Raw genomic sequence first — 24,320 nt, 5'->3', positions numbered from 1 at the left:
GGCAGCCGCCAAGCAAACCGGCGTAGGGCCGAGTCGGAGGTTTTACCCTATTTGTTTAACAACACCCTTACTACCGTAGTGGCGCCGGGCTACTGCTACCACCCTCTGCAGCCCTGTTGCGGAAGGAGGCCACCCCTTACATGCCCATTAAAACCGTTATGGCGGACTTAAACAAGAACGATTACCTAGGTTGCGTGCACCGCTCCTACGGCATCAACCTGGAAGAAGACCTGGTTGAGGATAACGAAAGCCTGGCTGACCGCTACCGCAAAAAGCGCGACAAGGTGCAGGCCGCGCTGGAAAACAAATTCGGTAGCAACATCCGCTGCATTCAGCATTCGGGCTCCTACGCCAAGCACACGGCCATCAACATCAAGTTTGACATGGACTTGTGCGTGAACTTTAAGCGCAGCGCCTTCACCACCCTGCGGGTGATGTACGACGACGTGTTGGAATACCTCGAAAGCGACGAGTTCAGCGACGAAGTAGGCGACCTTACCGAAGTGCGGGCCCAAAAGGTCTCGGTCGGCTTGTTCTTCTTGGTCGACGACGAGGTACTCAACTTCGACATCACGCCTGGCCGGCGCATCAGCGACGATGACACGAGCTGCTTCGACCTGAACTTATGCCTCAACGACGAGGACTCGTCGGGCCGCATGAAAACCAACATCGCCAAGCAAATCGACCACATCAAGGGCCGGAAGAAAGAGCGCGAAACGGTCAAGCTATTGAAGGCTTGGAAATTCGAGCACTTCACCAAGCTAAAGTCGTTTCTGTTGGAATTGCTTACCATCAAGTCGTTCGACGATAAGGGGGAAGCCAACGTGCCCAGCGGCCGGTGGGACCGGCTGAAGCTTACGATGGAGTTCATCAGGGACAACATCGAAACCATCAACCTGCTTGACCCCGGCAACTCCGGCAACAACGTCACCAACAGCCTCACCGACCGTCAGAAAAAGAAGCTGGCCAAGGAAATGAAGCGGGCACTGAAACAGATTGAGGCCGACAGTAATAAGCTCAAATTCTATTTCCCGGTCAATCCCAAGTTCCCCTGCGAGGATAAGCCCAAGGACAAGGAACCCGCAAAGGCATCCAGCCGCTACGAGCAAAACGCGGCCGTGAAGCAGACCACCTATCCCGCTACTACCTATGGTTGATAACGTTGCGGATACACGGTTCTTCAACACGTTCTTCGCAGCTGAACCCAACGTAACCTTGCTGGAGCCCTTCGTATTCGAAGCGGCTCCAGCCCGGCACGTCGGTGGCATCAGGGTAGAAACGGCCAAAGGCCCCGTGCATTTCACCGTGCACGTGCCCGAAGCCTACCCGCAGGGAGAAGTATTGTTTTGGCCCAAAGAAATAGTGGGCTACGCGCACCAAGGCGTTGCCAAGCTCCCGCTGCACGGCGGTTTTCTCTGTCTGACCACTCCCACCATCAACCATCTGCCTACTCGCCTGGCGCAGGAAATACAGCAGCTGCACGGCTGGCTGACGCGGTATTACGTGCAGGAGGAAATTGACGAGCACTACGAGTATATTCCCATTCGCGGAGCCAAATGCGGCCATCTCCTGTTCGACGAGGAACCCACGGACAATACTGCGGACCGTTTCGCCACCCAGCAAAGCGGCACGTTTGCTTATTCACTGCTTCGCCCCGCCAATACCGCCGTTGACCTGCCCACACAAGCGCCTGCTTTTCTTGGTTCCGGCTTAGGCAATGTTGCAGCTCGGTGGGCTGCCAACGCTCAGCAGGCCCGTTACGCTGGCATGTGGACATTGCTGAGCCAGGAGCCCGTCCTGCGGCACAAGCTGCGTGTCGAACACTGGAAGGACCTATTGCCGTTGCTACCGGAAGACTTCTACACGCAGTTGCGTCAGCTAGGATTGGACCACGGGTTTCGTCGTCAGTCGCCAATTACCTTGGGCAACCGATTCATGCTCGCTGTCGGCTACCCAATACCGGGCAGCGGTGGGCAGGAAATAACGTGGGACACTTTGTTTCTCCCCCTCAGTCTGCTTCGGCGGGACTCATCGACCTTCGCCGTTCGAAGCCGTTTTGAGGCTTTGAGCAAGCAAAGACTGGTCTGGGGTGAAGCTAGCAATGCCGCCTACTCTCGCTTCTTTGGGCGTGGGCAACTGACGGAAGCGCTTGTTGGTAGTCGAGTTCTAATTATTGGTGTTGGCGCAATAGGCAGCTGCATAGCAGAAACCTTGGTGAGGGGTGGCCAGCGAAAACTAGATTTTGCTGAATCAGACTTGGTTGCGCCAGGTAACATTTGCCGAAGCCGCTACCGGTTCCGGGATGCCGGCGCGGCCAAAAGCTTGGCCCTGCAGCAGCACCTGCAAGCTCTTTCTCCCTACGTCTCAGTCCAAATACACGACAGCATACCGAACACCGCGCCCGGGGCCCACAACTGGGCGAAAACCACCGCATGGCTGGATAAATACGACCTGATATTCGACTGCTCCGCCAACAATGAGGTGCTCACCACGCTCCATCACGCCGTGCCAGCTACCCGGGTCGTTCATATCTCCGTCACGGAAGGAGCCGAAGAATTGATTGCAGTAGCTGGGGGTGACGAATGCTCTCTGCAGGAGCGGCGCGAGCAGTTATTGGCTCATGTGGGCCGACCCGCCTATCCTGAGTTTCGCGAAGGGGCAGGGTGTTGGCATCCTACGTTCCGGGCGGCCGGCGCCAATATCGAAGCAATGGTTGGACTTGCTGTTAGTGAATTAGCCGAAATGGCCCGTCAAAGAAAATCATTCCGCACCTTCAGCTTGCACCATGTGCCGGGTCGTGGCATCCAGGTTAGCGCCGACCAGCATTACACTCAAAATCAGCTAGGTCTGCGGCTGGTTATCACCGGCGAGTGCCTAGAGCAAATTAAACAACTAACCCTGCTGCATCATCCGAAAGAGTTTGGAGGGGTGCTGGTAGGAAATTATTCGGAAGACGGTGGTTGCGCCATCGTCAGCCGAATTATTATTCCGACCAAATTCAAGAATTCCCCTGCCTCATTCGCTCCTGACCCGGCCTGCATTAACCGGCAGTTGCAAGCACTACCCGAGCAACTGCAATACCTCGGCGATTGGCACTCGCACCCGGATGGTCCTTCCCAGCCTAGCTCAACGGATAAAGCCACCATTGCCCGACTGGCGGCCCACCCTCAGGTGCGAGCCAGTACCCCACTGCTACTCATCGCCCAAACCAAACAGCATCAGGTGGTGCCCCATTTTTTCGTCCAACACAAAGGCAAGCTCCACAATTATAGTCAGTCCCCAGCATGAACCATTTCGACTTAAAAGCTGCCTTCAATAGTCTGCAGAAGCAGATGTCTCTCAAACTAACCACCAACCGCCAACTCGTTGCCCATGCACCCTCAATGGGCGACGTAACTGAAGAGAGTTGGCGCTCCTGGCTCCAGGAGTACCTGCCGAAACGGTACTGTGTCAGTAAGGCATTCGTGGTAGACCATAATGGCTTCATGAGTCACCAGATAGATTTAGTGATTCATGACCGGCAGTACTCCCCTTTCGTGTGGACCGTGAATGGCATGGACCACATTCCAGCGGAAAGCGTGTATGCTGTGTTTGAAGTCAAACAAAACTTCGATAAGAAGACGCTGGAATATGCGGGTGAGAAGATAAAATCAGTACGATTGCTCACCCGTACTAATGCCCCCGTATATCACGCTGATGGTTGTATCCAAGAGCCGCGCGAGCATTTCAATATCATCGGCGGCATGCTAAGCTTGGATTCAACATGGAGTGAGGCATTTGGTGAACCGTTCATTAATGTAATTGATAGTCTTGACTCCCGTAGTCACATTGATATCGGGTGTGTGCTGGATAAAGGAGGCTTTAACATCCATTATAATGCGGATGCGGACAACATTAGGGAAATCAGCACTCCTGAAGAAGCGTTAATTTATTTCTTCCTAAAGCTCTTGTCCAGGCTTCAAAAACTAGGCACCGTTCCTGCAATTGATATCGAGAAATATGCTCGGGCCCTCGAGTCGATGTAGCAATTTTCAAGTAGCAACTACCACGTCTGGGCTATACAATACTTCCTTCCACCGGTGGGGATGTACTAGTGTCTGAACTATTAGCTAGTGTTAATTTGAGAATTACAGACCTAACTTTTGAGCGGCATTGTGTTGGCGCACATTATCGAGGCGTGTATAACGGCGAATCATTTCACTCGTCTTGTGCTTTGTCTGGTTCATCACCTCGCTATCGTCGGCGCCGTTGAGCTTGGCCACCGTCACGAAGGAAGCCCGTAGCGAGTGAGCTGTAAACTTCGGGCCCAGGTGCCGCTGCACAATTTTGTTGAGGTGCACATCGGTCAGCCGCCGGTCTGTGAGCCGGCTGCCCTTGCGGAATGAGACCAGAATCGGTCCCGACGTGCGTTCTAGCAACCGTAGCCAAGCCTGCAGCGTGCGAATGGGGCACAGGGTGGGGTCCGGCGAGTAGAAAATGGCCTTTTCTTCCGCTTCCCCCAGCTGGTTGGTCTTGCTGCGTTTGAGGTTGATGGTGAGCCCGTCCTCGGAAAACGTCAAGTCGTCCAGGTCTAGCGCCGACAGCTCCGACCGCCGGAAGGCGCCGGTGAAGCCCAGCAGCAAAATCACCTTATCGCGCAAGCCCGCTGGCGTGGTCGCGTCGAGGTGCTTGAGGGTGCGCTTGAAGCTGGCCAGCGAGAACGCCGGGGCCTGCTTTTGCCGGACGCCTTTCACCCGGCTGATGCCGTCCATGAGCACCTTGAATTTCTTGTCATCCGTAGGCGAGGCCAGGTCCCGGAGCGCATGGGCCTTGCTGATGGCCGCGCAGCTGCGCTGAATGGTCGACACCTTATTGCCCGCTTCGGCCAGGTGGGTCACAAAACCCGCGAGCGTATCCACCGACGCCGGCAGCGCCACCTGCCCATGGGCGGTGCACCACTCGGTGAAGCGGCGCCAGTCACCAGCATAAGCCCGGGCCGTGTTTGGTGCTCCTTGCAGGCCGGCTTCGACATACCGAGTCGTGTGTTCGGTCAGGTGCGCCAGACCGGCGGAAGCGGGCAATGAGGGAATGACGGGGACGGAGCTCACGGCAGCCTATATATAAGGTGTGAAAACACGAAAACGGAGCGTTTCCCAAAAGTAGTAAATAAGGTATGATAACTAAGACTTATCATACCTTATTGATGGCCTATGCCGAGCGGCCTGGTTCACCTAGAATAGTCTTGAGCTGTCGCAGGTCTGCTTTGATGCGTGGGCCAATACTTTTGCCGTGACAGTTTCTGTAGCGGTCAGGTCCTTTGCACAGACAATGCTTCTTGGGCGTACCGCCCATGTAAATGAATCCCTGCAAGACATTTTTCAACGCGTCGTAGTATTGGTGAAGCTCCATGGCAGCGTCAGGAAGTTGCATGTACATGTCATCTGCTCGCGTACCGTAGGCGTGAATCTTGGAAAGCGTTTCGTTAACTCGAATGAAATCGTCTACCACTGGGTTGCCGGTGATGTTGATTCGCACATTGTCCGTGTCTTGGCCGGTATACTCGAACCCTTCGTGGTCTGAAACGAAAAGCGTGTGTTCGGCCTGCACTTCAGTTGGGGTGATGTCCGTGAACTCTTCCTGCTCATCTTCCCAGACCGCATGCCTTTCCGCTTCGCACAGGATAGTTGTTTTGTGGATAGCCCATCCGTAGTGAATTCGCCCGCCATCCCGCTTCACCTTTTCCATAACATTGGCAAAGCAGTTTAGCGATTTGGCATAAGGCTCCGGCCGTATAGGTACCAACTCGGGTTCGAACTCAGCCTTCAACTTATCAAGTAGCTTGGTAACGAAAGCATCATTCTTGTCTGGAGGGGTAGTAGCGTGTAGCATGAGCGCAAGTAAAGGGTAATAGGGGGTGGAATTAGCCTACCAAAATACGTGGCCAGCTACTGACCATTTTATTGGGCGGCATTAATTAGTGTAAAAGCATCTAGTTAGTACTTTTACCGACCGCCCTTCCGCTTATTCTAATAGCAAAGTCTCTATGGCAAAACTTTACATTCTTCAATTTCTACTTCTGATTGTCAGCATTCCCACGCTCGCCCAGCGACCCAAGCCCGCCGCGGTTTCGCTGCCGCCCGCCGATACAGTATACTTCGACCGGGACTGGGAACGCACCGAAACGCTGGAGGAAGTGGCCTACGCCCGCATTGCCCGGCACGACGACGCTGGCAAAACCATTGGCACGGTGCGGGACTACTTTTATCCGTCCTGGAAAAAGCAGTGGGAAGGCAAGATGGCCAGCGAAGCCCCCGACAAGCCCACCGGACTGTGTTGCGGCTGGCACGAAAACGGCCAGGTTAGCTTTAAGGGCACGTACGTCAACGGCGTGCAGCAATCCGACTTTCGCAGCTGGCGCGACGATGGACGGGAAATCAAGTGCAAGTCGGTCATGCAGGAGGCGTTGCCGCTGAGTACCGCCTCCATTCACTGCAGCAACTGCATGCACATCAGCCGCAAGGTCTTCACCGTGGATATTCCCGAAGGCACGGTGGGCATCGTCTACAAGCTGGATGTGCGCGACGAAGGCCAGCCCCCGGTGTCGTGGTCCACGGCCCTGGCCCTGGCGGGCGTCGTCGGGACGGGCGGCATGTCCGCGCCCGCCCTACTAACCACGGCGGCTACGGCCCTCACGAAGCAGGGCAACAATGCGCCGCCCACCGTGAGCACCAAATGCCACTGGTACATCACGCCCGACGAAGCGTCGGCGCAGCAGTTTCTAGACACGAAAGGCTACATCAAGGACGTGAAGAACTGCCTGCGCGTGGCGTCCAACACCCCCCAGGAAACCCGTCCCATCAGCCTGCCGCCCGGCATCCGCCGGCTCTACGTGTGCGTGAACAACGATAACTACACCACCGACGCCACGGCGACGTTGAGCGTGACGGCGCTGGTGCAAACCTGCAAGTAGGAAGCCGGCTGCCCGTTAATAGTGGAGCGTCAGGCCGGCGCCCCACTTGTAGTCGCTGTCGTAGTTGGTGCTCAAGGACACGTACTTGCTGACCATGTAGCGAAAGGCCACGTTGTACTCGCGGTCGGTGTTCACCAGTAGGTCGGCGAAGAAGTTGTTGCTCAGGGGCAGGTCCGTGCGCTCCAGCTGCAGGCGCACCTTGCCGTTGCTGTCCAGGCGCAGCTCCGAGCGCACGAGCAGCGGCAGCAGGTAGTACAGGCCCACGTCGAACACCCGCCGGTTGTTTTTGGTGTTCCGCTCCCCTTCCGCCAGCAGCGTGCGGTTGTTGCGGTAGTCAAAGCCGACGAAGGCAGCGAGAAACTGCCGGTTGTCGAGGTAGCGCAGCAGGTGGGTTTCGGTTTCGAAGTTGCCCTGGTAGTTCACGCGGCCCTCAAATTCCAGCGCGTTGCGGTTGTTGGAGAGGGTGGTTTCCAGAAAAGCGCCCTGCGAGTGCGCCATCAGGTCGGCCCAGAGGTAGGGCCGGTTATCTTCCTTTTTCAGCTCCTTGTAGTCGGTGCGGGCGTACTGGTTCTGCGGGGTGCCCTCGTAGCTCACGATGCGGGCCATGCCGGCCATCATGTGGTAGAGGATGTGGCAGTGGAAAAACCAGTCCTGCTCCTCGTTGGCGTCGAACTCGATGGTGACCTTGCCCATGGACTGAATGTCGAAGGTGTGCTTCATCGGCGAGTAGGCGCCCTGGGCATTGACGAGCCGGAAAAAGTGCCCGTGCAGGTGCAGGGGGTGGCGCATCATGGTGGTGTTGGTGAAGGTCATGCGCACGTTCTCGCCCTTGCGGATGGGAATCTTGTCGGCCTCGGACAGGGTCTTGTTGTCGAACGACCACACGTAGCGCAGCATGTTGCCGGTCAGGGTCAGGTTTATTTCCCGCCACTGCTTGGTCGAGTCCAGCGTGGTGGGGTTCAGGGCCCGCAGCATGTTGTAGTTGAAGTCGCCGGCGCTGCCGCCCATGCTGCCCATCCCGGCCATGCCCCCCATGTCCATGCCCGACATGCCGCTCATGTCCTGCATGGTGCCCATGCTTTTGCCGGCTTTTTCCTGGGCATTCGCGGGCCGGTTCTGCGGCGAGGGGGCCGTGGTAGCGGGCGCCGTGCCGTGCTGCATGTCCATGCCCGGCATCGGCGAGCCACTGGCCGGCTTCTGGTCCGACATGTCCATGCCGTTCATTTCCCCACCGCCCTGCTGCTTGGTCATGCCGGCCCCGCCCATGTCCATGCCGCTCATGTTGCCCATGCTGCCCATTTCGCGCATCATCTGGAAGTAGTTGATGCGGGGCAAGTCCGGCGCTTTCATCGGCTCACCCTCCCCGATGTAGGTGGAGGTGTAGCCCGTGATGTCGTTGGCCGTGGCCCGAAACTCGGCCGCGCCCATGGCGGGCACCGTGACCAGCAGGTCGTAGGTTTCGGCCGTGGCAATTTCGAGCTTGTTGACCGGGAAGGGTTCCACGTTGATGCCGTCGGCGGCGATGACCTGCATGGGGCCGCCGGCGTACTGCAGGAAAAAGTACGAGGAGGCGCTGCCGTTGATGACGCGCAGCCGCACCACCTCCCCGGGCTTAGCGTCTTTGAAATAGCCCTTTTCCTGCCCGTTGGTGAGGAATTTGTTGTAGTAGATGTCGGTCAGGTCCATGGCCGGCATGCGGCCCCACTCCTGCTTGAGCTTGTCCTTGAAGTAGCCGGCGGCCAGGGCCTCCCCGTAGCTCTGGGTGGCGCCCTTCTGTACGGCAAACCACTCGCCCGTGCGCTTGAGGTAGCGCAGCACTTCCTTGGATTGGTGGTCGGTCCAGTCGGAGAGCACCAGCACGTACTCCTTCATCTCGTAGGGAATCCGCTTGGGGTGGATGACGATGGAGCCGTACACGCCGTCCTGCTCCTGCAGCATGGTGTGGGAGTGGTACCAGTAAGTGCCGCTCTGAATCAGGGGGAACACGAACGTGTGGGTGCCGCCGGGCTCGACCGGGGCCGTGTTGAGGTAGGGCACGCCGTCCTGCTCGTTGGGCAGCAGGATGCCGTGCCAGTGAATGGAAGTTTCCATGTGCATCTGGTTGTGCACCCGAATCACCGCGGTGTCGCCCTCGTTGAAGGTGAGCGTGGGGGCCGGAATCTGGCCGTTGATGCCGATGGCCCGGCGGGTGCGACCGGTGAAGTTGACCAGGCGCTCGTCGACGTATAAGTCGTACTCCACCCTTTTGCCCACGTAGCCGGAGCGGGGCGTCACGATTTTGCCCTGCAACTCGGCGGCCGGGGGCGCGGACTGGGTTAGGTGAGGCTCGGTGCCCTTGCCCATGCGCATGCCCGGCATGCTCTGGGCCCAGGCGGGCAGGGTGGCCAGCAGCGCAGCCAGCAGAAAGATTACTCGCATCGTCACTTAGTTATTGCTTTTGGGTTGGGTGCGCGCCGGGTTGTTGTCCTCGAAGCGGTACTTGTCCATCGGGCTGGGCATAGCCATGCCCGGCATTGTCCCGGCGCCTTTCATATCCATGCCTTTTCCATCCTTGCTTTTCATGTCCATCCCCTTCATATCGCCCATGCCGGGCATGGACTCGCCCTTTTTCATGCCCGGCATTCCCGACATGTCGTTCGGTTGTTGGCGAGTTGCGCCGGGCTTTTGACCGCCGGCGGGCTGCATGCCGGGCATGTTCTCCATGCCCTTCATCGTGCCCATATTGCCCATGGCAGGCTGATTCCGGGACGTGTTTTTCGGGCGGGTGGGCCCCATGTCCATGCCCGGCATGTTGCCCATGTCCATTGGAGCGGGCTGCGCTTTGCGGCCGGGCGTTTGGGCAGAGGAGCGCGGCGTGCCCATGCCGGGCATGTTCATCCCCGGCATATCCGCCATGGTCCCCGGCCGCGCGGCCCTACCGGCCGGTGCCGGCTGCGATTGGCCGCCCCGCGGTTGATTGGGCATGTTCATACCTTCCATCTGACCCTGGGGTTGACGGCGCTGGCCTGGCTGAACAGCCTTGGGGTCCATGTTCATGCCCTCCATTCCGGATTCGGCGTTGTCCGGCATCGTGCCCGCTGGTTGGCGAGTACCGTCGGTTGTGCTGGGCTCCTCATTATGAGCATCCGCATCGGAAGGTGGCATGTCCATGCCGGGCATCTCTTCTTCCCCGCCGTGGCCGTGGCTTTTGTCGAGTAGGTTGCCCTTAGGCCCCACGCCCTCCACATACACCAGCTGCGCGCCCCGGTGCCCGGCCACGGAAAGCGCGCCGGCCGCCGCCACCGCCGCCACCAGCACCAGCACCTCGTAGGCCCGGCGCTGCACTTTGAAGTAAAACCCGATGCCGGCCAACAGCAGCGTGATGCCCGAGAGCCAGGTGGTGTAGCTGGCAAACTGTTCGTGAGCCGCGAATACCGCCGCTGCCTGGGGTGACAAGCCCAGGGGCATGGCATGAAACACCGTGCTGGCCGCCACCGCCCCGGCGAAGCCCCCGGCCATTACCGCCAGCGCAATCCAGCGCACCTGGGGCCAGTCCTTGAATACCAGCAGGGCCTGCAATGCCGCGGCCAGCATAATAAGGACGATGGGAAGGTGCACCACCAGGGGGTGCAGATTGGGAAAATCTGAAAACATAGAGCCGAATTGAATAAGGCCGGTACACGGAAAAACCCCGGCTCACCGCAAGCAGCAGCGCCAGGGCAAATCCCAATGGGTAATGGAGAGGCCGCGCCAACCACTGGTCCTAGCCAAGTGGTCAATGCTTTCCCTGTTGGGTACCATACGTAGTCAAACCGCGACAATGTTTATACGCAAAGGGCCGCACGGTTGCATAATTTCAAGCACCACGGTAGCTGAGTAGGTGCCTCAGTCCTGGCTGCAGGCCGCTCAAGGGGTGCCTAAACGAAAAACGCCCGGCCACAGGGCCAGGCGTTTTATAGCAGCATCGGGTAGCTTACTTAGCGGCGCAGCAGCTAGGAGCTCCCGCCGTGCAGGCCGGAGTGCCGGCCTGGGCACAGTTTTGCACCAGCGGGCAATCGGGGGTTCCCTTCAGTGGGCAGTCAGCCGCGGTGGCTGTGGGGCTGGTGAAGCCAAACAGGGCGCCGCCGGAGAGCAGCGCCGCGGCGCCGAACATCATCATCTTGCGTTTCATCGGTTCTACTGGTTAAGATGGGCCCGCCGGTACGGCCGCGGGGTCGTTCAAGAAGCCACGGTCCGTACGTCGTGGGTAGCACTCAAAAGAGAAGTTAGGCCTTGGTAGCCTTGAAGCCGGCATCCTCCACCAGGGCTAACACCTGCTCTTCGGTCACGTCACCGGTCACGGTCAGCACTTTGTTGGGGTTGGCCGTGTCGACCTGCCAGGAAGTGATGCCCTTCTCGCCATTGAGGGTGGGCGTTACGGCTTTGATGCAGCCGCCGCAGTTAATGTTGGTGTTGAAATGGAGCGTTTTCATGGGAGTAAATGCGTGGCGCCCTTGGTGGGCGGGTTCGGGATTAAAACACCCAAAAGTAGCGGCACGTGCCCGGGAAGGGGTACAGAATTAGGCTTCAGGCTTGCATGATTTGTAGCTGCTATTCCACCGACAGCCCTCGTTGCAACGGCGCAGGCCGCGCTTTAATGGTGACCCATGCCCCCGTTTAACAGGTGTTTGCCTACGACAAAGAGCAGCAACAGTACCAGCCCGGCGACGAGCAAATAGCGGCCCCAAGGCATCGGCAGCGCAGTTGCGTGGCCCGCGGCCACAGCCTGGGCGTGAGCCTGCTGTTGCTGCCGCCACTTGCCAATGCGCCCCCAGGGCTTGTACACTGAAATGGCCGTAGCCGCCAGCAGGACCACCAGCGCGGCAGCTGCATCGGCCAGTAGCTGCAGGCGCAGCCCCCGCAGGTCGTTTGCCGAGAGGTTGGTTTTCGCGGCTACCTCGGCCAGGTAGGTAACGGGCTGCATGTGCAGCAGCAACAGCAGCGTGGCGCCCACCGTGAGCACCAGCTTGACCAGGACCCAGTAGTGCTTGAACAAGCCCCAGGGTGTGCCCAATGCCTGCACCACGCCGGTGGCCAATGAGCCCAGGCTGGAGGGCACGATGACAAACCAGCCGCTCAGCCCCATGGCCAGGTAAGCCGTGCGCACCAGCAGCGCGTCGGAACTGGTCAGGCCGGTGATGGCCAGGGCCAGAAACACGGCCACCGCACCCAGCCAGCCCACCGAAAAGGTGATGTGAGCGGTGAGCATGAATTTGCGCAGGGCGGGAGCCATCGTCATCAGCAGGGCGGTTGAGGGGGTAAACGACCCCGTAAAAGTAGGGGCGTCGCTCAGGACAGGCGTACAGAATTAGGCCGCGAAACAGCATAATTTCCCGCCGTTGCCCACGAAAAAGCCAGCCCGTACGTGACGGGCTGGCTTCACATGGTTTCCGGAATAATTAAGCGGCAATGCCCTGACGGCAGGCCTGCTCGCAGCGGCGGCACGCCTCAGCGCACTCGCGGCAGTGCTCGGAATGAGCTCCGTGCTTCTCGCACTCGTCGGCGCAGGCTTTGCAGATTTCAGCGCACTCGCGCAGCAGATGGGCGGCGTGCTCCGAGCCGCGGGCGGTGAAGCGGGCCGTGAGGGCGCAGATGTCGGCGCAGTCGCGGTCCAACAGCACGCAGCGGGCCATCATCTTCACGTTGTCTTCCTGCAGGCAGGCCGTGGCGCAATGCTCACAGGCGGCGATACAGGCATTGAGGGCGTCGAGCAGGCTTTGGTTTTGGGTATGCATGGGAAATGGGTGTAGGTGAACGAACCAGACAACCCAACCGGGTCGCTGCCTAAGTATACCTGCTCTGTGGCCTACGGTTTTACATATTACTCTCCTTCCCTTGCATGATTTGGGGCCTCCTCGCTCACTACTGGAATCATTTCGGCCCGCAGCAGGCGGCGATACGCGGAAGGCGAGCAGCGGGCCAGGCGCCGGAACTGGCCGGAGAAGTGCGCAAGGCTGGCGTACCCCAGGCGCCGGGAAATGCGGCCCACGCTCAGGGAAGACGAAGTCAGTAGCTCCTGCGCATAGGCCAGGCGCTGGCTGAGGATGTAGGCCGCCAGCGTCTTATCGCCCACCAAGCGGGCATAGGCCGCACTCAGCTGCCCGTACGTCAGGCCCAGTTCCTGGGCTACTGCCGCCCCAAAGGCCCGGTGACGCAGGCTTTCGCCGGGCTCGCGCAGCAGGCGGTTCACCGCCACACTGACCCGTTCCACCAGGGTTTGGTGGAAGGTTTCGAGCAGCGCAAACCGGGCCGCTTCCAGCGTGGCCCGCAGGCGGGGCCAGTCGAGCTCTTCGGCCGTGCCCGCTACCGTGGCGGCGCCCAGGCGCACGTCGAGTACCTGCAAGCCCAGCCCTTCCAGCTCCTGCCGCACTACCCGAATACCGCGCGCGCACACCATGTGCTTGATGTAAAGCACGGTGGTGGGCAAAGCAGAATCGGGGCTATTGGGCATTAGCAAGAAAGATTAAGGCAGGTAAATGCCGCGCTGCCAGCATTCGGTGTAGTCCAGCACCATGTGCAGCAGAAAGCCCACGGCCCAGATGCGCGTGCGGGCGGGCAGCAAGAGCAGCGCGTAGCCGCCGATGGCCCAGTAGGTGTGAAAGGTGTGGAAGTTGATGCTGCAGCGGTTCGGGTCATAGAAGGGCGTGGCCCATAAGTGGTCCAGGTCCAGCAGCAGGGCAGCGGCCAGCACCGCCCAAATCCGCCGCCAGTGGGGGCGGTGAAAGGCCAGGGCATACAGCCCGGGCACCGTGATGTGCAAAAAGGCGTGCATCATGGCCTAGCGGGTGGGCAGCACCGGATTCAAATCCGAGGGCGGCGTCAGCGGCTGCGCGTCGAGCTCCTGCGGGTGGTCGTCCAAACCCGTTTCCTGGTGCGAGGCGAAGTATTGCGCGAGGGCCTTCTCCCCTACCAGCCAGAACACCACCGGCGTCACGATGATATCGAGGAAGGTGGAGGAAAGCAGGCCGCCGAGGATGACGGTGGCTACCGGGTAGAGGATTTCCTTGCCCGGCGCGTCCTTGGCCAGCGTGAGCGGCACCAGGGCCAGGGCCGCTACCAGGGCCGTCATCAGCACGGGCACCAGCCGCTCCAAGGAGCCGCGGATAATCATCGGGATGCCGAACTTCTCCCCTTCGTGCTCCACGAGGTGGATATAGTGCGAAATCATCATGATGCCGTTGCGCGAGGCAATGCCGGTGAGGGTAATGAAGCCCACCAGCGAGGCAATGCTGAACGTGCCGCCGGTGAGCAGCACCGCCACCACCGAGCCGATGAGGGCCAGCGGAATGTTGAGCATAATCTGTCCCACCATGTAGCTGGACTTGAAGTGCGAGAACAGCACCAGGAAAATGCCGGCCAGCGAAAACAAGCTCAGCCAGAGAATCTTCTGCGAGGCCGACTGCTGGCTCTCGAACTGCCCGCCGTAGGTGAGGTAGTAGCCGGGTGGCAGCTTCACCTGCGAATTCACCTTAGCCTGAATTTCCTTGACCGTGGAGCCCAGGTCGCGCTCGGCCACGTTCAGCGAGATGGTAATCCGGCGTTGGGTGTTTTCGTGGTTGACGGTGTTCGGGCCCGGTTCGTAGACGATGTCGGCCACCTGGCTCACGGGAATCATGGCGCCGCTGGGCGTTTCGATGCGGGTCTGGCCGATGGCGGCAATGTCGTTGCGCTGCTGCTCGGGCAGCTTCACCACCAAGTCGAAGCGCTTCTGCCCGTCGAGCATCTGCGATACTACTGCCCCCTGAAACAGGGTTTCGAGGTCGCGCACCACTTCGCCGCGGGCCATGCCGTAGGCGCGCAGGGCGTCGTCCTTGGGGCGGATGAGCAGCTGCGGAATCTGCACCTGCTTTTCGACCTGCAGGTCCACCACGCCGGGCACGGTGCCGGCGGCCGTGCGCACCTCGTTGGCGTAGCGGCGCAACTCCAGTAGGTCGTTGCCGAACACCTTGATGGCCACCTGGGCCCGCACGCCCGAGAGCAGGTGGTCGAGGCGGTGGGAAATGGGCTGACCAATGTTGACGTTCACGCCGGTAATCAGGCTGAGCTTCTCCCGCATATCAGCCAGGATTTCGTCGCGGCTACGCATGGTTTTGCCCTCTTTTTCCAGCTCCTCCTCGGTTTTGAAAGCCACCTCAATTTCCGAGTTGTTTACCGACTCGGCGTGCTCGTCCAGCTCGGCGCGGCCGGTGCGGCGGGCGGTGTAGGCCACCTCCGGTATCTTGAGCATCTGCGCTTCGCCCAGGCTACCCAGGCGGTTGGATTCCGTCAAGGAGGTGCCGGCGGGGGCCGAGAAGTTGACCGTCAATGACCCTTCATTGAAAGGTGGTAGGAACTCCGTGCCAAAGAAGGGAATCAGCGCCATAGCCGCCACGAACATCACCCCGGTCACCCCAAGTACGGCTTTAGGGTGCTTGAGCCCCCAGCCCAGCAGGCGGGTGTCCTTTTTCTTCAGCCAGCGCACCAATCCCCCATCCGTTTCGGGGTGGTCCATCTGCTTCATCTTGGGCAGCAGGTAGTAGCACAGTACCGGGGTCACGGTCAGCGAGACGAACAGCGAGGCCACAATGCTGGTGATGTAGGCAATGCCCAGCGGCGCGAAAATGCGGCCCTCCATGCCTTCCAGCGCAAACAGCGGCAGGAACACCAGCACCACGATGATGGTGGCGTACACAATGGAGTTGCGCACCTCGGAGCTGGCCGCGTAAATGACTTTCAGAACCGGCTGTGGGTTCGCCCTCTGCTTATTTTCGCGCAGGCGGCGGTACACGTTTTCCACGTCCACGATGGCGTCGTCGACCAGCTCGCCGATGGCAATGGCCAGGCCGCCGAGCGTCATGGTGTTGATGCTAATGCCGGCAAAGCGAAACACCAGCGCCGTGACCAGCAAGGACAGCGGAATGGCCACCAGCGAGATGAACGTAGTGCGCACGTTCAGCAGAAAGGCAAACAGCACGATGACGACCAGAATGGCCCCGTCGCGCAGGGCTTCCTCCACATTGCTGATAGAGGACTCGATAAACTCCGACTGCTTGAACAGGCGCGTGTTCACTTGCACGTCCTTCGGCAGGGAGGGCTTGAGCTCCACCAGGGCTTTTTCTACGGCTTCAGTCAAGCCCACGGTAGCGGCGCCGGGCTGCTTCTCGATGCTCAGAATCACGGCCGGCTTTCCATTCACGCTGCCGTCGCCGCGCTTGAAGCGGGCCCCGAACTCTACCTTGGCAACGTCCGCTACGCGGATAGGCGACTGCTCGCGGTAGCCGACGATGATGTTCTCGATATCGGTGACCGAGCGCAGGCGGCCCAGGTTGCGAATCAGCACTTCCGAGCCGTTGCGGTCGAAGAAGTTGCCGGTGGTGTTCAGGTTGGACTGGCGCAGGGCTTCTTCCACCTGGTTCACGGTCAAGCCGGTGGCGTTCAGGCGGGGCATATCCAGCAGCACCTGGTACTGCAGGTTGTCGCCGCCGATGGGAATGACCTGGGCCACGCCGGGGATGGAGAGCAGGCGCTGGCGCACGGTGTAGTTGGCCAGGGTGCGCAGGTCAGCGGCGTTCGTCTCCTTTCCACCCGACAGCCCGACCAGCATTATTTGCCCCATGACCGAGGAAATGGGGCCCAGTACCGGCGTAACGCCCTGGGGCAGTTGCTCGCCAGTGGTTTGCAGCTTCTCGCTAACTATCTGGCGGGCGGTGAAGATGTCGGTGCCGTAGTCGAATTCCACGAACACCATGCCCAAGCCGATGGCCGAGTTGGAGCGCACGGCCGACACGCCCGTGGCCCCGTTCAGGGCCGTTTCCACGGGCAGCGTCACCAAGGCTTCCACTTCTTCGGGGGCCATGCCCGGCGCTTCCAGGAAAACCGTCACGCGGGGGCGGTCCAGGTCGGGCAGCACGTCCACGGGTAGTTGATTTGCGGTGTAGCTACCCGCAATGAGCAGTCCCACGGCAAAAGCCAGCATGAGCAGGCGGTTCTGCAGGGCAAAGCGAATTATCTTGTCTAGCATCGGTGGTTAGCGCAAAGAGGAAGAAGCGAGAGCGGCCGGGTGGGGCCCCTCTCCTCCCGGAATAGGCAGCGAACCGGGCAGTCGCCCAGGCCCGCCGAACAGCTTATTTTTTGACGCGGGGAGTGCGGGCCGAGGTATGAGTGCTCATGATTTGCCACTGACCGGCGGCGTTTTTGCGCAGCACGGACGTGGCCACCCCGCGGCGCACGATGGGCGCCTTGGCCTCTTTCTCCTTGGGGTCTTTCTTGAGGTTGATGGTGTAGGTGTAGGTTTCCGTCGCGAAGGCGTAGGGACCGTCTACCTGCACAGCGGCTTTGTAATCGCTGAAGGTGAAAGCACTGAACTCGCTCAGCTCCGGGGCCAGGTGGTGCTCGGCGTAGTGCCGGTAGGTGCCTTCCACCCCACCCGACTCGAACACCTGGGAGTTGGCCGTGAACAGGCGGGCGGTGCCCGTGGTATCGAGCTTTTGCACGGCCTGCTGGTACTTGGTCAGCACCGCTTTCACGGCGGCCTCGTCGGCGGAGCTGGCGGCCGGGGCCGTCTGAGCTTGCACGCTGGCAGTGGCAAGTGAAAGCGTGGCGGTCAGCACCACGGGAGCAAAGAGGTTTTTCATGGGGAGGGAGGAAGCAGTCACCGCGGAGCGGTACCTATTGATTGAGGTAAATGGATTTGAGCTGGTAGGTGCCGGTGGTCACCACCCGGTCGTTTTCGTTGACTTGGCCCTGCACCAGCACCGTTTGCTGGCCATTGACGGCGCCGGGCTGCACGAAGCGAATCTTGAACCGCTCGGGCTCGGTGTGCACGAACACCACCGGTTTGCCATTCAAATCGGTAATGGCCGAAGTGGGCACCACCAGCTGCGGGGTGCCGCCGCCGGTCTGCCCCACTACCTGCACATTTACAGCCTGACCGGCCCGGTAGGCGCTGCCCTCCTGGGCGTCGAGCTCCAGTACCAGCTGGCGGGCCTGGTTGACGGGGTTGACCACGTTCGAGAATACCACGAGACTGGCGGGTACCCCGGCCTGGCCCTGCAAGCCTTCGACCCGAAACCGGGCCCCGGGCGTCACTTTGGCCAAATCCTGGGCGAACACCTGAGCTTCCACCCGCAGCTTGCCGGGGTTGATGACCCGGAACAGCTCGTCGCCCTGGTTGACCTGTTGGCCTACGGCGAGATTGAACACGTCCACGGTGCCGCTCACCGGTGAGGTGATGGACACGCGGCGCTGGCCGGCCTGGCCGTTCTGGATACTGGCGTTTTGGCGGGCCTGGCGCAGGCGCAGCTCGGCGGCCACCACGTCCTTGCGGGCGGCGATGTCGGCGATGCTTTGCAGGCGGGCGTAGTCCTGCTGAGCCGCCCGCAGCTCGGCCTGGGCATTAGCCCGCTCGGTGCTGAGCCCGATTTGCTGGGTGGCGTCGAGCGTTTGCTCGATGACGGCCAGCGTCTGCCCGGCGCGTACGGTCTTGCCCACCTGGGCAGCGAGACTCACGATGCGCCCGGTTTGGGGCACCACCACGCGGCCTTCGCCACCAGCCGCGGCCGATACCGTGCCGTAGAGCGTGGCCCGGCTGTAGGTGGTGGAGAAAGCGGCCAGCGAAGTGCGGACCTCGAACAGGAACTGGCTTTCCTTGGGCAGCAGCACCTCGTCGGTGGAAGCCACGCCGGTGCTGGCCTTGGCCTCGCCGCCGTGGTCCTCGCCCCCGTGGGCCTGCACCAGGCCGGGGGGCGGGAGTAGTACCGTCAGGACCAGTCCCGCGGCGGCCGTGGCCGCCAGGAATTTATGCTTGGTTTTCATATCGGAGTAGCATTAAGGAAAGGGGGTGCGGCGGCTGGCGGTCAACGCCTGCTCCGAGGTCTGCAGCGCGGGCTCCGCGGGCTGGCGCCGGCGCCGCATGAGCAGGGCCGTCAGGCCGATGCCCAGCACAAAGGCGCCGACCAGAGCCAAAATGGTCTTCCAGGACGAGAAAAGCGACGTGGCGGCGGCGGGGGCCGTAGCTGCTACGGGCAGCTTCTCGCCTACCTTGATGCCTTCGAGCAGCAGCAGGTCGGCCGTCTCGCCGGCCACGACGTTCAGGGCGAAGCTGTAGGCCTTGTTGGCGGGGAACTGGCCTTCCACCAAGTACACGCCCGGCTCCTGCTCGGTCACCGCCCACTTCAGGTTGGCGTCTTCCGGGGTGGTGAGCGTAAGCTTTGCCCCTTTGATGGGGGCGTTGGTGGCGTAGTCGGAGAGGAACAGGCGCAAATCGGCGGGCTGCCCCCCTTCCAGCGGCTCGTAGCGCAGCAGCGCCTCGAACTGTTCCGAGAGCGCAGCCACCGAAAACGACGTCGCGCCCGCGGCCGTGCCCGCTTTGGGTCCGTCGCCGTGGTCCTCGCCCCCGTGGGCGTAGGCCGTGCCGCCCAGCAGCAGGCCCAGCAGCAAAATCAGGAGTTGTTTCATGATGGTTGACGGTTATTCGCCCCGCAGGTAGTTAAGCTCGACCAAAGCCTGGCGGTAGTCGCGGATGGTGGTCAGGTAGGTATTCTGGATGGCAAAGGCCTGGTTTAGGCTCAAAATGAGCTGCAGGTAACTCACTTCCCCCGCCCGGAACAGGCGCTGGGACTGGCTGATGATGGCCCGCGACTGGGGCAGGCCGGTTTGCTCGTAGTAGCCCAGCGAGGCCGAAAACTTGCGCGTATCGGCCAGCGCCTGCTGGTACTGGGAACTGAGCTCCAGGCGCTGGGCCTGCAGCTGGTAGCTGGCGGCCTGGGAGCGGGCCGTGGCGGCCTGCAGCTGGGAACGGTAGGTCCAGAACCAGATGGGCACCGACAACCCGAACTGAAAGCGGTACTTGATGGCAGAGTTCTCAAAGGCCTGGTTCTGATAGCCCACCGTGAGCGCCGGGGTGCGGCGGGCCCGAACTAGGCTGATGCCCGACTGGCTCAGGGCCACGTTCTGGGCGGCGGCGGCCAGCGTGGGGCTGCGCACCAGGGCCGAGCTGTCTTCGGCGGGCAGGCCCGCGAGCAGGGCTGTGCCCGTCTGGGCCAGCTCCGCGCCGGTGCGGCCCAAGTCGGTGCTGGTAGCCAGGGCTTCGTTGGGCCGTCCTAGCAGGAGCCCCAGGCGGCGCTGGGCGGCCTGCCGGTCGGCGGTGGCTTGCTGCAGCTGCACACTCACCTGCCGGGCTTCGGCGTCGGTGCTGATGCGCTGCAGCGAGGTGACTTCGCCGGCCGTGAACAGGCGCTCGGTGGCCAGGCGCAGCACCCGAAACAGGCTGTCCTGGTAGGTGAGCTGCCGCACCTGGGCCTCAGCGAATTGCAAGGAGAGATACGCCAGGCGGGTGTCGCGCAATACGCTGGCCCGGCTCACGTCGCGGTTGCGCTCGGCCAGGGTGATGCCCGCCTGTGCCACGCGGGACTGCTGGCGATACACATTGGGCAGGTCGATGGTCTGCACCACGCCCGGGGCCCACATCTCGCCCGTGGGGGCTGAGAATAGAAGGTCCGGGTTGGCGGGGGCAAACGAGCCGCGCTTGAGGGCGCGCTGCTCCTCAATCTCCCGGTCCGACTGCCGCAGCCGGGGGTGGCGGCGCAGGGTCTGGGTTTCGGCGCTGTCCAGGCTCACGACCGTTTGCGCGCGCACTGCGTCCGGGCTCAGGCCGCGCAGCACCAGAGCGAGCACCAGCAGCCAACGCCCGCCATTTGTCATTTTCAGATACTTCATATAATCAGGTTAATGCCAGCCAAAGGGCCGCCCGCCGTTGCAGCAGCAGACGACCCAAGACGGAGAAGGGCCCGGACGCACGGCGTCCGAAAAACAGGCTCCGCCTAGGCTTTTTTGACCAGGGCCATGCCGCACTTGGGGCAGCTGCCGGGCTTGTCGCTGGCCGAGCCTTCGCAGTTCATGGGGCAGGTGTAGGCAGCCGACACGGACTTACCGGCTTTGGCGGCCGTGTCCAGCTTGTCGAAGCGCACGTTCAGCGCCTGCTCGCCGTTTTTCAGGCTCACGATGGCGGTGCGGGCTTTGGCGCCGGCGGGCAGCTTGGCCACCACGTAGTCGGTGCCGCCAGCCGTCAGCGGCACGGTGGCCGTCTTGTTGTCGGTGGTTTGCACCATCACCGAGCCGGTGAGGGTCTTGTTTGGTACGGCGGCCATCTTGTCGCCCAGCAGGTAGATGCGCAGCTCGGTAGGCTGCTGCACCAGCTCCATGTGGTAAGGCTTGGCCGAACGCACCATGCCGCCGTGCGGCGAGGCGTGGGCGTGGGTTTCGCCGGGGGCGATGTGCTTGTCCGCGGCGCCCGCGCCGTGGGCGTGCTGGGCCTGCGAGGCCAGGGGAGCGAGGGCGAAAAGCGCAGCGGCAACAAACGAAATCTTTACAATCTTCATGGGAAACGAGAAAACGGGTTAGGGAGAATGGGTGTAAAGGGGCAGGACGTTACCGCCAGCCGGCGGCGTGGCCTGCCCCATAGGGAATTACATCTTGTCGGTGTTCTTGTCGTGCCAGGCCTTGAAATCCGCGATTTCCTTCTCCTGGGCTGTAATCATCATCTGCGCCATTTCCTTGAGCTTGGTGTCCTTGCCGTGGGCCAGCTCGGCTTTGGCCATGTCCACGGCGCTTTGGTGGTGCACCGTCATGAGCATGTTGAAGTTCATGTCCGGGTTAGCCACGGGCTTGGGCATGTTCTGCATCATGCCGTCCATCGAGGCCTTCATCTTGCTGGTGAAGGGGTCGGCGGGGTCGTTGGGCTTGTAGTTGGTGGGGGCGCTGTCCAGGCGGGTGGCCACGGCTTCGAGCTCGGTGATTTCCTTGAGCTGGTCGGCCTTGATTTTCTCGGCCATCTGGCGCATGGTGGCGTCTTTGCCGTCACGCAGCTGGATGTCGGCCATGGCCACGGCGCCCTTGTGGTGCTCCAGCATGTGGTGGGCAAAGTCGTGGTCAGTGTTGCCTTTCATTTTCATGGCGCTCATCTTGCCCATCATGTCGTTCATCGAGGCCATCAGCGGCGAGTCACCGGCCATGCTGCCATCGGCCATTTTGGAATGGTCCATGCCGGCCATGTCGCCGGAAGCATTGGCGTCTGGAGTGGTCGTTTCGGTGGTCGTCACCGTGGTATCAGCGGTTTTGTCGCTGCTGCACGAGGCTACCAGCAGGGAGCCCGAGCAGAGGGCGGCGAGGAAAAAAGCGGACTTTTTCATGGGTTTGGTTGGGGTTAGTGGAAAAAATGAAAGAAGGAAACAGGGGCGGAATTAGGCCTTCACGTTGACAGTGAAGTCCCCGGTGTGAATCTTGCCGGCGTGGTTAAACTGCAGGAAGACGCGGTAGAGGCCGGGCTTTTCGAAGTTGGTGTTGAAGCCGATGTTGGGGCCCTTGTCGGCCTGGTCGTTGGGGTGCACGTGCAGGTACTGCTCGGTGTCCTCGCTGATGACCACCACGTGGCCCAAGGCCCCGAGGTAGTTGGCCAGGTCCGTGACCGGCTGGCCGCCTTTGCTGATGGTGATTTTCATGCCCAGCAGCTGGCCCACCTTCAAATCTTTATCAAAGGCAAGCGTGGCCTTGTAGCCGTCCTTTTCCCACTGCATGTCGTCGTTTTTAAACCTGACCGGGGCATAGGCCGCGCCCTTTACCGTGAGGGGCTGGCGCCCCAGCTGGTGGCCCGCGCCGGTGGGCGTATAGTCCTGAAACAGCACGTACTTGCCGCCCTTGGGGAAGGTGTACTGCACCTTGTAGTCGCCGGCCGCCGTGTACTCGGGGTGCTCGTGGTAGAACTGGCCCAGGTCTTTAGAAACGATGATGAGGTGAATCTTCTTCTCGTGCACCACGTCCAGCGGCACAGGGGCTGAGCCCTTGCCCGTTTCCACGGGGGTGAAGGCCAGGGTGGTGGGCTGCCCGGCCGTCACCTGCGTGGGCGTGGGCACGAGCTTCATCTCGTAGGTTTTGCCGTTGGCCACCTTGTCGTTGTGCTCCAGGTTCATGCCGCACTTGGGGCACTTTTCGCCCTCCTTGGTGCTGGTGACCTCGGGGTGCATGGGGCAGGCGTAGGTGTGCCCGCCGCCGTGCTCGGCGGTGCCTTCGGCCGGGCCGTTGGTGGGCGTGGTGACGGTGTCGGTGGTTTTGCTGGACTCCGATTCGGACGAGCAGCTGGTGACGGTAAGGATGCTGGCCAAGGCCAGCAGGGAAAGCGGTATGCGGTACATAAAAAGGGAATAGGGTTGAACAGGTAAGGGCGCTGGAATCAGCTGGCCCGGGGGCTCTCGGCGCGGCGTTAGGCCTGCCACTGCTGCCAGAGCACGAAGCCCAGCACGGCGGCGACCACGGCGTAGAGCAGGTAGGAAAGCAGGCGGCGAACCGGTCCTTTGCGAGCGGGGGCGCCGGCTTCTTCGCAACAACTCTTCATTGTTGGGCGGGGTAAAACCAGGAAGATGAGGGAGGGGGGCGCAACCGGGCGCCGGGCGGACACGACAACGCAAAGGCCCGCCCCGGACATAGCAGCGCTATGCCAGGGCGAGCCTTGGGCACGTCAAATCAATCAGACCGTCAGGGACTGAATAAAGATTCGGATGTCGGGTATTTTGGGGGGCAGGTGCTCGCGGAGCACCAGAACGACCGAGTGCGTGCGGTCCCACTCGCCGGCCGCGGGCCGGAAAAAGAAGTCACTGCTGGCTGGCAGCAGGGCCGGCGCGGACGCCAGCAGCTGTTTTTCGCCGGGCGTCGCCAGCGACTTAAGAATAGCGGCCGAGTTGTCCTTGCAGCAGTCATCCTGGCCCGCGGGCTTGGAGCTGTGCCGGGCATGGTCGTGCTTGGCCTTCGTTGACTTCTGCGGGGCCGTGGCTTTGCCGTGGCCATGACAGCCCGGGTGGGCGGGCTTCTCAACGGCAAGGGCTTTCGCCACCGGGGCCGCCACCGGGTTGATGGTCGCGCAGTAGCACTGGCCCACGAACACGTTGACGAAGACGAGCAGGAAGCTCGTCGCCAGCAAACGGCGGAAAGGGAACAGGCTACGGAACATGAGAGGCGCTAAGCAACCGCAAAAGTAGACTTCTCCACGAAAAGGCGGTACCGCCTATTTACCCCATTTCTAAATAAAGAGTTTCCGGGCCGTCCCGGCGGGTGGCCGCTTAACCTGAAAAAAAGGGCCGCAAAGGGCCACCAGGGTGTTTTAAGTGGCGATTAGCCGAAACGGTCCCATTCGGCCAGCGCAAAATTATGCAAGCCTGCGGCCGGATTATGTAAATCCATTACCGGCCCGCCACGTGCAAATTATGCAAGTTTCAAGTGAGATTCCGTACCAACCCCGCCGCGGGAGCGCCGTTCCTTTGTACTGTGCTTTCTAACCCGGACAACAGCGCGTTGCCCGGCCCACTGCAGCACCACAGCTGCTTAT

24 protein-coding genes are annotated in these 24,320 nt (G+C 61.2%); 4 read left to right on the top strand and 20 right to left on the bottom strand.

Features of this window, described 5'->3' with window-relative positions:
• The first annotated feature begins 140 nt into the window (after nt 1-140).
• Genes ACYVGU_RS20810 through ACYVGU_RS20800 form a run of 3 tightly spaced genes read left to right on the top strand, consistent with a single transcriptional unit; the run spans nt 141 to nt 4,025 of the window.
• Complete coding sequence (locus ACYVGU_RS20810) at nt 141-1,157, top strand: nucleotidyltransferase family protein (RefSeq protein WP_460623644.1); 1,017 nt, start codon at nt 141-143, stop codon at nt 1,155-1,157.
• Nucleotides 1,150-3,288: a ThiF family adenylyltransferase gene (locus ACYVGU_RS20805; RefSeq protein ID WP_187317290.1), complete on the top strand. Its 2,139-nt coding sequence runs from the start codon at nt 1,150-1,152 to the stop codon at nt 3,286-3,288. Before ACYVGU_RS20810 ends, ACYVGU_RS20805 begins: the two co-directional genes overlap by 8 nt.
• Nucleotides 3,285-4,025 carry a DUF6602 domain-containing protein gene (locus ACYVGU_RS20800; RefSeq protein WP_187317289.1) on the top strand — a complete coding sequence of 247 codons (741 nt, stop codon included), beginning with the start codon at nt 3,285-3,287 and terminating at the stop codon, nt 4,023-4,025. Before ACYVGU_RS20805 ends, ACYVGU_RS20800 begins: the two co-directional genes overlap by 4 nt.
• 102 nt (nt 4,026-4,127) lie before the next feature.
• On the opposite strand, the gene ACYVGU_RS20795 is transcribed toward ACYVGU_RS20800, so the two are convergent.
• Nucleotides 4,128-5,087, bottom strand: a complete 960-nt coding sequence (locus ACYVGU_RS20795) for a site-specific integrase (RefSeq protein ID WP_460623643.1) — start codon at nt 5,085-5,087, stop codon at nt 4,128-4,130.
• Nucleotides 5,088-5,187: 100 nt separating this feature from the next.
• Entirely contained in the window at nt 5,188-5,868 is a 681-nt protein-coding gene (locus ACYVGU_RS20790; RefSeq protein ID WP_460623642.1) for a hypothetical protein, read from the bottom strand.
• Between the two features lie 154 nt (nt 5,869-6,022).
• Here ACYVGU_RS20790 and ACYVGU_RS20785 point away from each other — a divergent pair, with 154 nt between their 5' ends.
• Complete coding sequence (locus tag ACYVGU_RS20785) at nt 6,023-6,949, top strand: toxin-antitoxin system YwqK family antitoxin (protein WP_460623641.1); 927 nt, start codon at nt 6,023-6,025, stop codon at nt 6,947-6,949.
• A 15-nt stretch (nt 6,950-6,964) separates the two neighbouring features.
• Here ACYVGU_RS20785 and ACYVGU_RS20780 read toward each other — a convergent pair whose 3' ends face one another.
• The 18 genes from ACYVGU_RS20780 to ACYVGU_RS20695 all read right to left on the bottom strand — a co-directional run bounded on the left by ACYVGU_RS20780 (nt 6,965) and on the right by ACYVGU_RS20695 (nt 23,945).
• On the bottom strand, nt 6,965-9,367 hold the full coding sequence (locus tag ACYVGU_RS20780; protein WP_460623640.1) for a copper resistance system multicopper oxidase: 2,403 nt from the start codon (nt 9,365-9,367) through the stop codon (nt 6,965-6,967).
• Between the two features lie 6 nt (nt 9,368-9,373).
• Complete coding sequence (locus tag ACYVGU_RS20775) at nt 9,374-10,582, bottom strand: DUF2231 domain-containing protein (protein ID WP_460623639.1); 1,209 nt, start codon at nt 10,580-10,582, stop codon at nt 9,374-9,376.
• 319 nt (nt 10,583-10,901) lie between these two features.
• Nucleotides 10,902-11,099, bottom strand: coding sequence for a hypothetical protein (locus tag ACYVGU_RS20770; RefSeq protein WP_187317284.1), 198 nt, complete (start codon nt 11,097-11,099; stop codon nt 10,902-10,904).
• 94 nt (nt 11,100-11,193) lie between these two features.
• The gene (locus ACYVGU_RS20765; RefSeq protein ID WP_187317283.1) at nt 11,194-11,400 is read right to left on the bottom strand and encodes a heavy-metal-associated domain-containing protein; all 207 of its coding nucleotides are present in this window, start codon (nt 11,398-11,400) and stop codon (nt 11,194-11,196) included.
• 161 nt (nt 11,401-11,561) lie between these two features.
• The gene (locus ACYVGU_RS20760; RefSeq protein WP_227610306.1) at nt 11,562-12,206 is read right to left on the bottom strand and encodes a hypothetical protein; all 645 of its coding nucleotides are present in this window, start codon (nt 12,204-12,206) and stop codon (nt 11,562-11,564) included.
• Nucleotides 12,207-12,366: 160 nt separating this feature from the next.
• The gene (locus tag ACYVGU_RS20755; protein ID WP_187317282.1) at nt 12,367-12,702 is read right to left on the bottom strand and encodes a four-helix bundle copper-binding protein; all 336 of its coding nucleotides are present in this window, start codon (nt 12,700-12,702) and stop codon (nt 12,367-12,369) included.
• 86 nt (nt 12,703-12,788) lie between these two features.
• Nucleotides 12,789-13,418 (bottom strand): helix-turn-helix transcriptional regulator, encoded by a 630-nt coding sequence (locus tag ACYVGU_RS20750; protein ID WP_227610305.1) that lies wholly within the window; start codon nt 13,416-13,418, stop codon nt 12,789-12,791.
• 12 nt (nt 13,419-13,430) lie between these two features.
• Nucleotides 13,431-13,742, bottom strand: a complete 312-nt coding sequence (locus ACYVGU_RS20745; protein WP_227610304.1) for a DUF6122 family protein — start codon at nt 13,740-13,742, stop codon at nt 13,431-13,433.
• Nucleotides 13,743-13,745: 3 nt separating this feature from the next.
• The gene (locus ACYVGU_RS20740) at nt 13,746-16,967 is read right to left on the bottom strand and encodes an efflux RND transporter permease subunit (RefSeq protein WP_227610303.1); all 3,222 of its coding nucleotides are present in this window, start codon (nt 16,965-16,967) and stop codon (nt 13,746-13,748) included.
• A gap of 103 nt (nt 16,968-17,070) precedes the next feature.
• Nucleotides 17,071-17,580 (bottom strand): YybH family protein, encoded by a 510-nt coding sequence (locus tag ACYVGU_RS20735; RefSeq protein ID WP_187317278.1) that lies wholly within the window; start codon nt 17,578-17,580, stop codon nt 17,071-17,073.
• A gap of 34 nt (nt 17,581-17,614) precedes the next feature.
• The gene (locus ACYVGU_RS20730; protein WP_460623637.1) at nt 17,615-18,760 is read right to left on the bottom strand and encodes an efflux RND transporter periplasmic adaptor subunit; all 1,146 of its coding nucleotides are present in this window, start codon (nt 18,758-18,760) and stop codon (nt 17,615-17,617) included.
• A 12-nt stretch (nt 18,761-18,772) separates the two neighbouring features.
• The gene (locus ACYVGU_RS20725) at nt 18,773-19,402 is read right to left on the bottom strand and encodes a hypothetical protein (protein WP_460623636.1); all 630 of its coding nucleotides are present in this window, start codon (nt 19,400-19,402) and stop codon (nt 18,773-18,775) included.
• A 12-nt stretch (nt 19,403-19,414) separates the two neighbouring features.
• Complete coding sequence (locus ACYVGU_RS20720; protein ID WP_460623635.1) at nt 19,415-20,662, bottom strand: TolC family protein; 1,248 nt, start codon at nt 20,660-20,662, stop codon at nt 19,415-19,417.
• Nucleotides 20,663-20,766: 104 nt separating this feature from the next.
• Nucleotides 20,767-21,324 (bottom strand): heavy metal-binding domain-containing protein, encoded by a 558-nt coding sequence (locus tag ACYVGU_RS20715; RefSeq protein WP_460623634.1) that lies wholly within the window; start codon nt 21,322-21,324, stop codon nt 20,767-20,769.
• Between the two features lie 87 nt (nt 21,325-21,411).
• On the bottom strand, nt 21,412-22,134 hold the full coding sequence (locus ACYVGU_RS20710; protein ID WP_460623633.1) for a DUF305 domain-containing protein: 723 nt from the start codon (nt 22,132-22,134) through the stop codon (nt 21,412-21,414).
• Nucleotides 22,135-22,185: 51 nt separating this feature from the next.
• Entirely contained in the window at nt 22,186-23,133 is a 948-nt protein-coding gene (locus ACYVGU_RS20705; RefSeq protein WP_460623632.1) for a heavy metal-binding domain-containing protein, read from the bottom strand.
• Between the two features lie 68 nt (nt 23,134-23,201).
• The gene (locus ACYVGU_RS20700; RefSeq protein WP_261990102.1) at nt 23,202-23,333 is read right to left on the bottom strand and encodes a hypothetical protein; all 132 of its coding nucleotides are present in this window, start codon (nt 23,331-23,333) and stop codon (nt 23,202-23,204) included.
• A 132-nt stretch (nt 23,334-23,465) separates the two neighbouring features.
• Nucleotides 23,466-23,945 (bottom strand): hypothetical protein, encoded by a 480-nt coding sequence (locus ACYVGU_RS20695; protein WP_460623631.1) that lies wholly within the window; start codon nt 23,943-23,945, stop codon nt 23,466-23,468.
• Nucleotides 23,946-24,320 lie beyond the last annotated feature (375 nt).

This window comes from Hymenobacter tenuis (assembly GCF_054780495.1).
Note: the sequence above shows the minus strand (reverse complement) of the source record. Positions and strands in the feature narration are given on the sequence as shown.

Excerpts from the sequence above, each read along its gene's own strand:
- ACYVGU_RS20810 (WP_460623644.1), top strand. The coding sequence starts at position 141 with ATGCCCATTAAAACCGTTATGGCGGACTTAAACAAGAACGATTACCTA.
- ACYVGU_RS20805 (WP_187317290.1), top strand. The coding sequence starts at position 1,150 with ATGGTTGATAACGTTGCGGATACACGGTTCTTCAACACGTTCTTCGCA.
- ACYVGU_RS20800 (WP_187317289.1), top strand. The coding sequence starts at position 3,285 with ATGAACCATTTCGACTTAAAAGCTGCCTTCAATAGTCTGCAGAAGCAG.
- ACYVGU_RS20790 (WP_460623642.1), bottom strand. The coding sequence starts at position 5,868 with ATGCTACACGCTACTACCCCTCCAGACAAGAATGATGCTTTCGTTACC.
- ACYVGU_RS20785 (WP_460623641.1), top strand. The coding sequence starts at position 6,023 with ATGGCAAAACTTTACATTCTTCAATTTCTACTTCTGATTGTCAGCATT.
- ACYVGU_RS20780 (WP_460623640.1), bottom strand. The coding sequence starts at position 9,367 with ATGCGAGTAATCTTTCTGCTGGCTGCGCTGCTGGCCACCCTGCCCGCC.
- ACYVGU_RS20775 (WP_460623639.1), bottom strand. The coding sequence starts at position 10,582 with ATGTTTTCAGATTTTCCCAATCTGCACCCCCTGGTGGTGCACCTTCCC.
- ACYVGU_RS20770 (WP_187317284.1), bottom strand. The coding sequence starts at position 11,099 with ATGAAACGCAAGATGATGATGTTCGGCGCCGCGGCGCTGCTCTCCGGC.
- ACYVGU_RS20765 (WP_187317283.1), bottom strand. The coding sequence starts at position 11,400 with ATGAAAACGCTCCATTTCAACACCAACATTAACTGCGGCGGCTGCATC.
- ACYVGU_RS20760 (WP_227610306.1), bottom strand. The coding sequence starts at position 12,206 with ATGACGATGGCTCCCGCCCTGCGCAAATTCATGCTCACCGCTCACATC.
- ACYVGU_RS20755 (WP_187317282.1), bottom strand. The coding sequence starts at position 12,702 with ATGCATACCCAAAACCAAAGCCTGCTCGACGCCCTCAATGCCTGTATC.
- ACYVGU_RS20750 (WP_227610305.1), bottom strand. The coding sequence starts at position 13,418 with ATGCCCAATAGCCCCGATTCTGCTTTGCCCACCACCGTGCTTTACATC.
- ACYVGU_RS20745 (WP_227610304.1), bottom strand. The coding sequence starts at position 13,742 with ATGATGCACGCCTTTTTGCACATCACGGTGCCCGGGCTGTATGCCCTG.
- ACYVGU_RS20740 (WP_227610303.1), bottom strand. The coding sequence starts at position 16,967 with ATGCTAGACAAGATAATTCGCTTTGCCCTGCAGAACCGCCTGCTCATG.
- ACYVGU_RS20735 (WP_187317278.1), bottom strand. The coding sequence starts at position 17,580 with ATGAAAAACCTCTTTGCTCCCGTGGTGCTGACCGCCACGCTTTCACTT.
- ACYVGU_RS20730 (WP_460623637.1), bottom strand. The coding sequence starts at position 18,760 with ATGAAAACCAAGCATAAATTCCTGGCGGCCACGGCCGCCGCGGGACTG.
- ACYVGU_RS20725 (WP_460623636.1), bottom strand. The coding sequence starts at position 19,402 with ATGAAACAACTCCTGATTTTGCTGCTGGGCCTGCTGCTGGGCGGCACG.
- ACYVGU_RS20720 (WP_460623635.1), bottom strand. The coding sequence starts at position 20,662 with ATGAAGTATCTGAAAATGACAAATGGCGGGCGTTGGCTGCTGGTGCTC.
- ACYVGU_RS20715 (WP_460623634.1), bottom strand. The coding sequence starts at position 21,324 with ATGAAGATTGTAAAGATTTCGTTTGTTGCCGCTGCGCTTTTCGCCCTC.
- ACYVGU_RS20710 (WP_460623633.1), bottom strand. The coding sequence starts at position 22,134 with ATGAAAAAGTCCGCTTTTTTCCTCGCCGCCCTCTGCTCGGGCTCCCTG.
- ACYVGU_RS20705 (WP_460623632.1), bottom strand. The coding sequence starts at position 23,133 with ATGTACCGCATACCGCTTTCCCTGCTGGCCTTGGCCAGCATCCTTACC.
- ACYVGU_RS20700 (WP_261990102.1), bottom strand. The coding sequence starts at position 23,333 with ATGAAGAGTTGTTGCGAAGAAGCCGGCGCCCCCGCTCGCAAAGGACCG.
- ACYVGU_RS20695 (WP_460623631.1), bottom strand. The coding sequence starts at position 23,945 with ATGTTCCGTAGCCTGTTCCCTTTCCGCCGTTTGCTGGCGACGAGCTTC.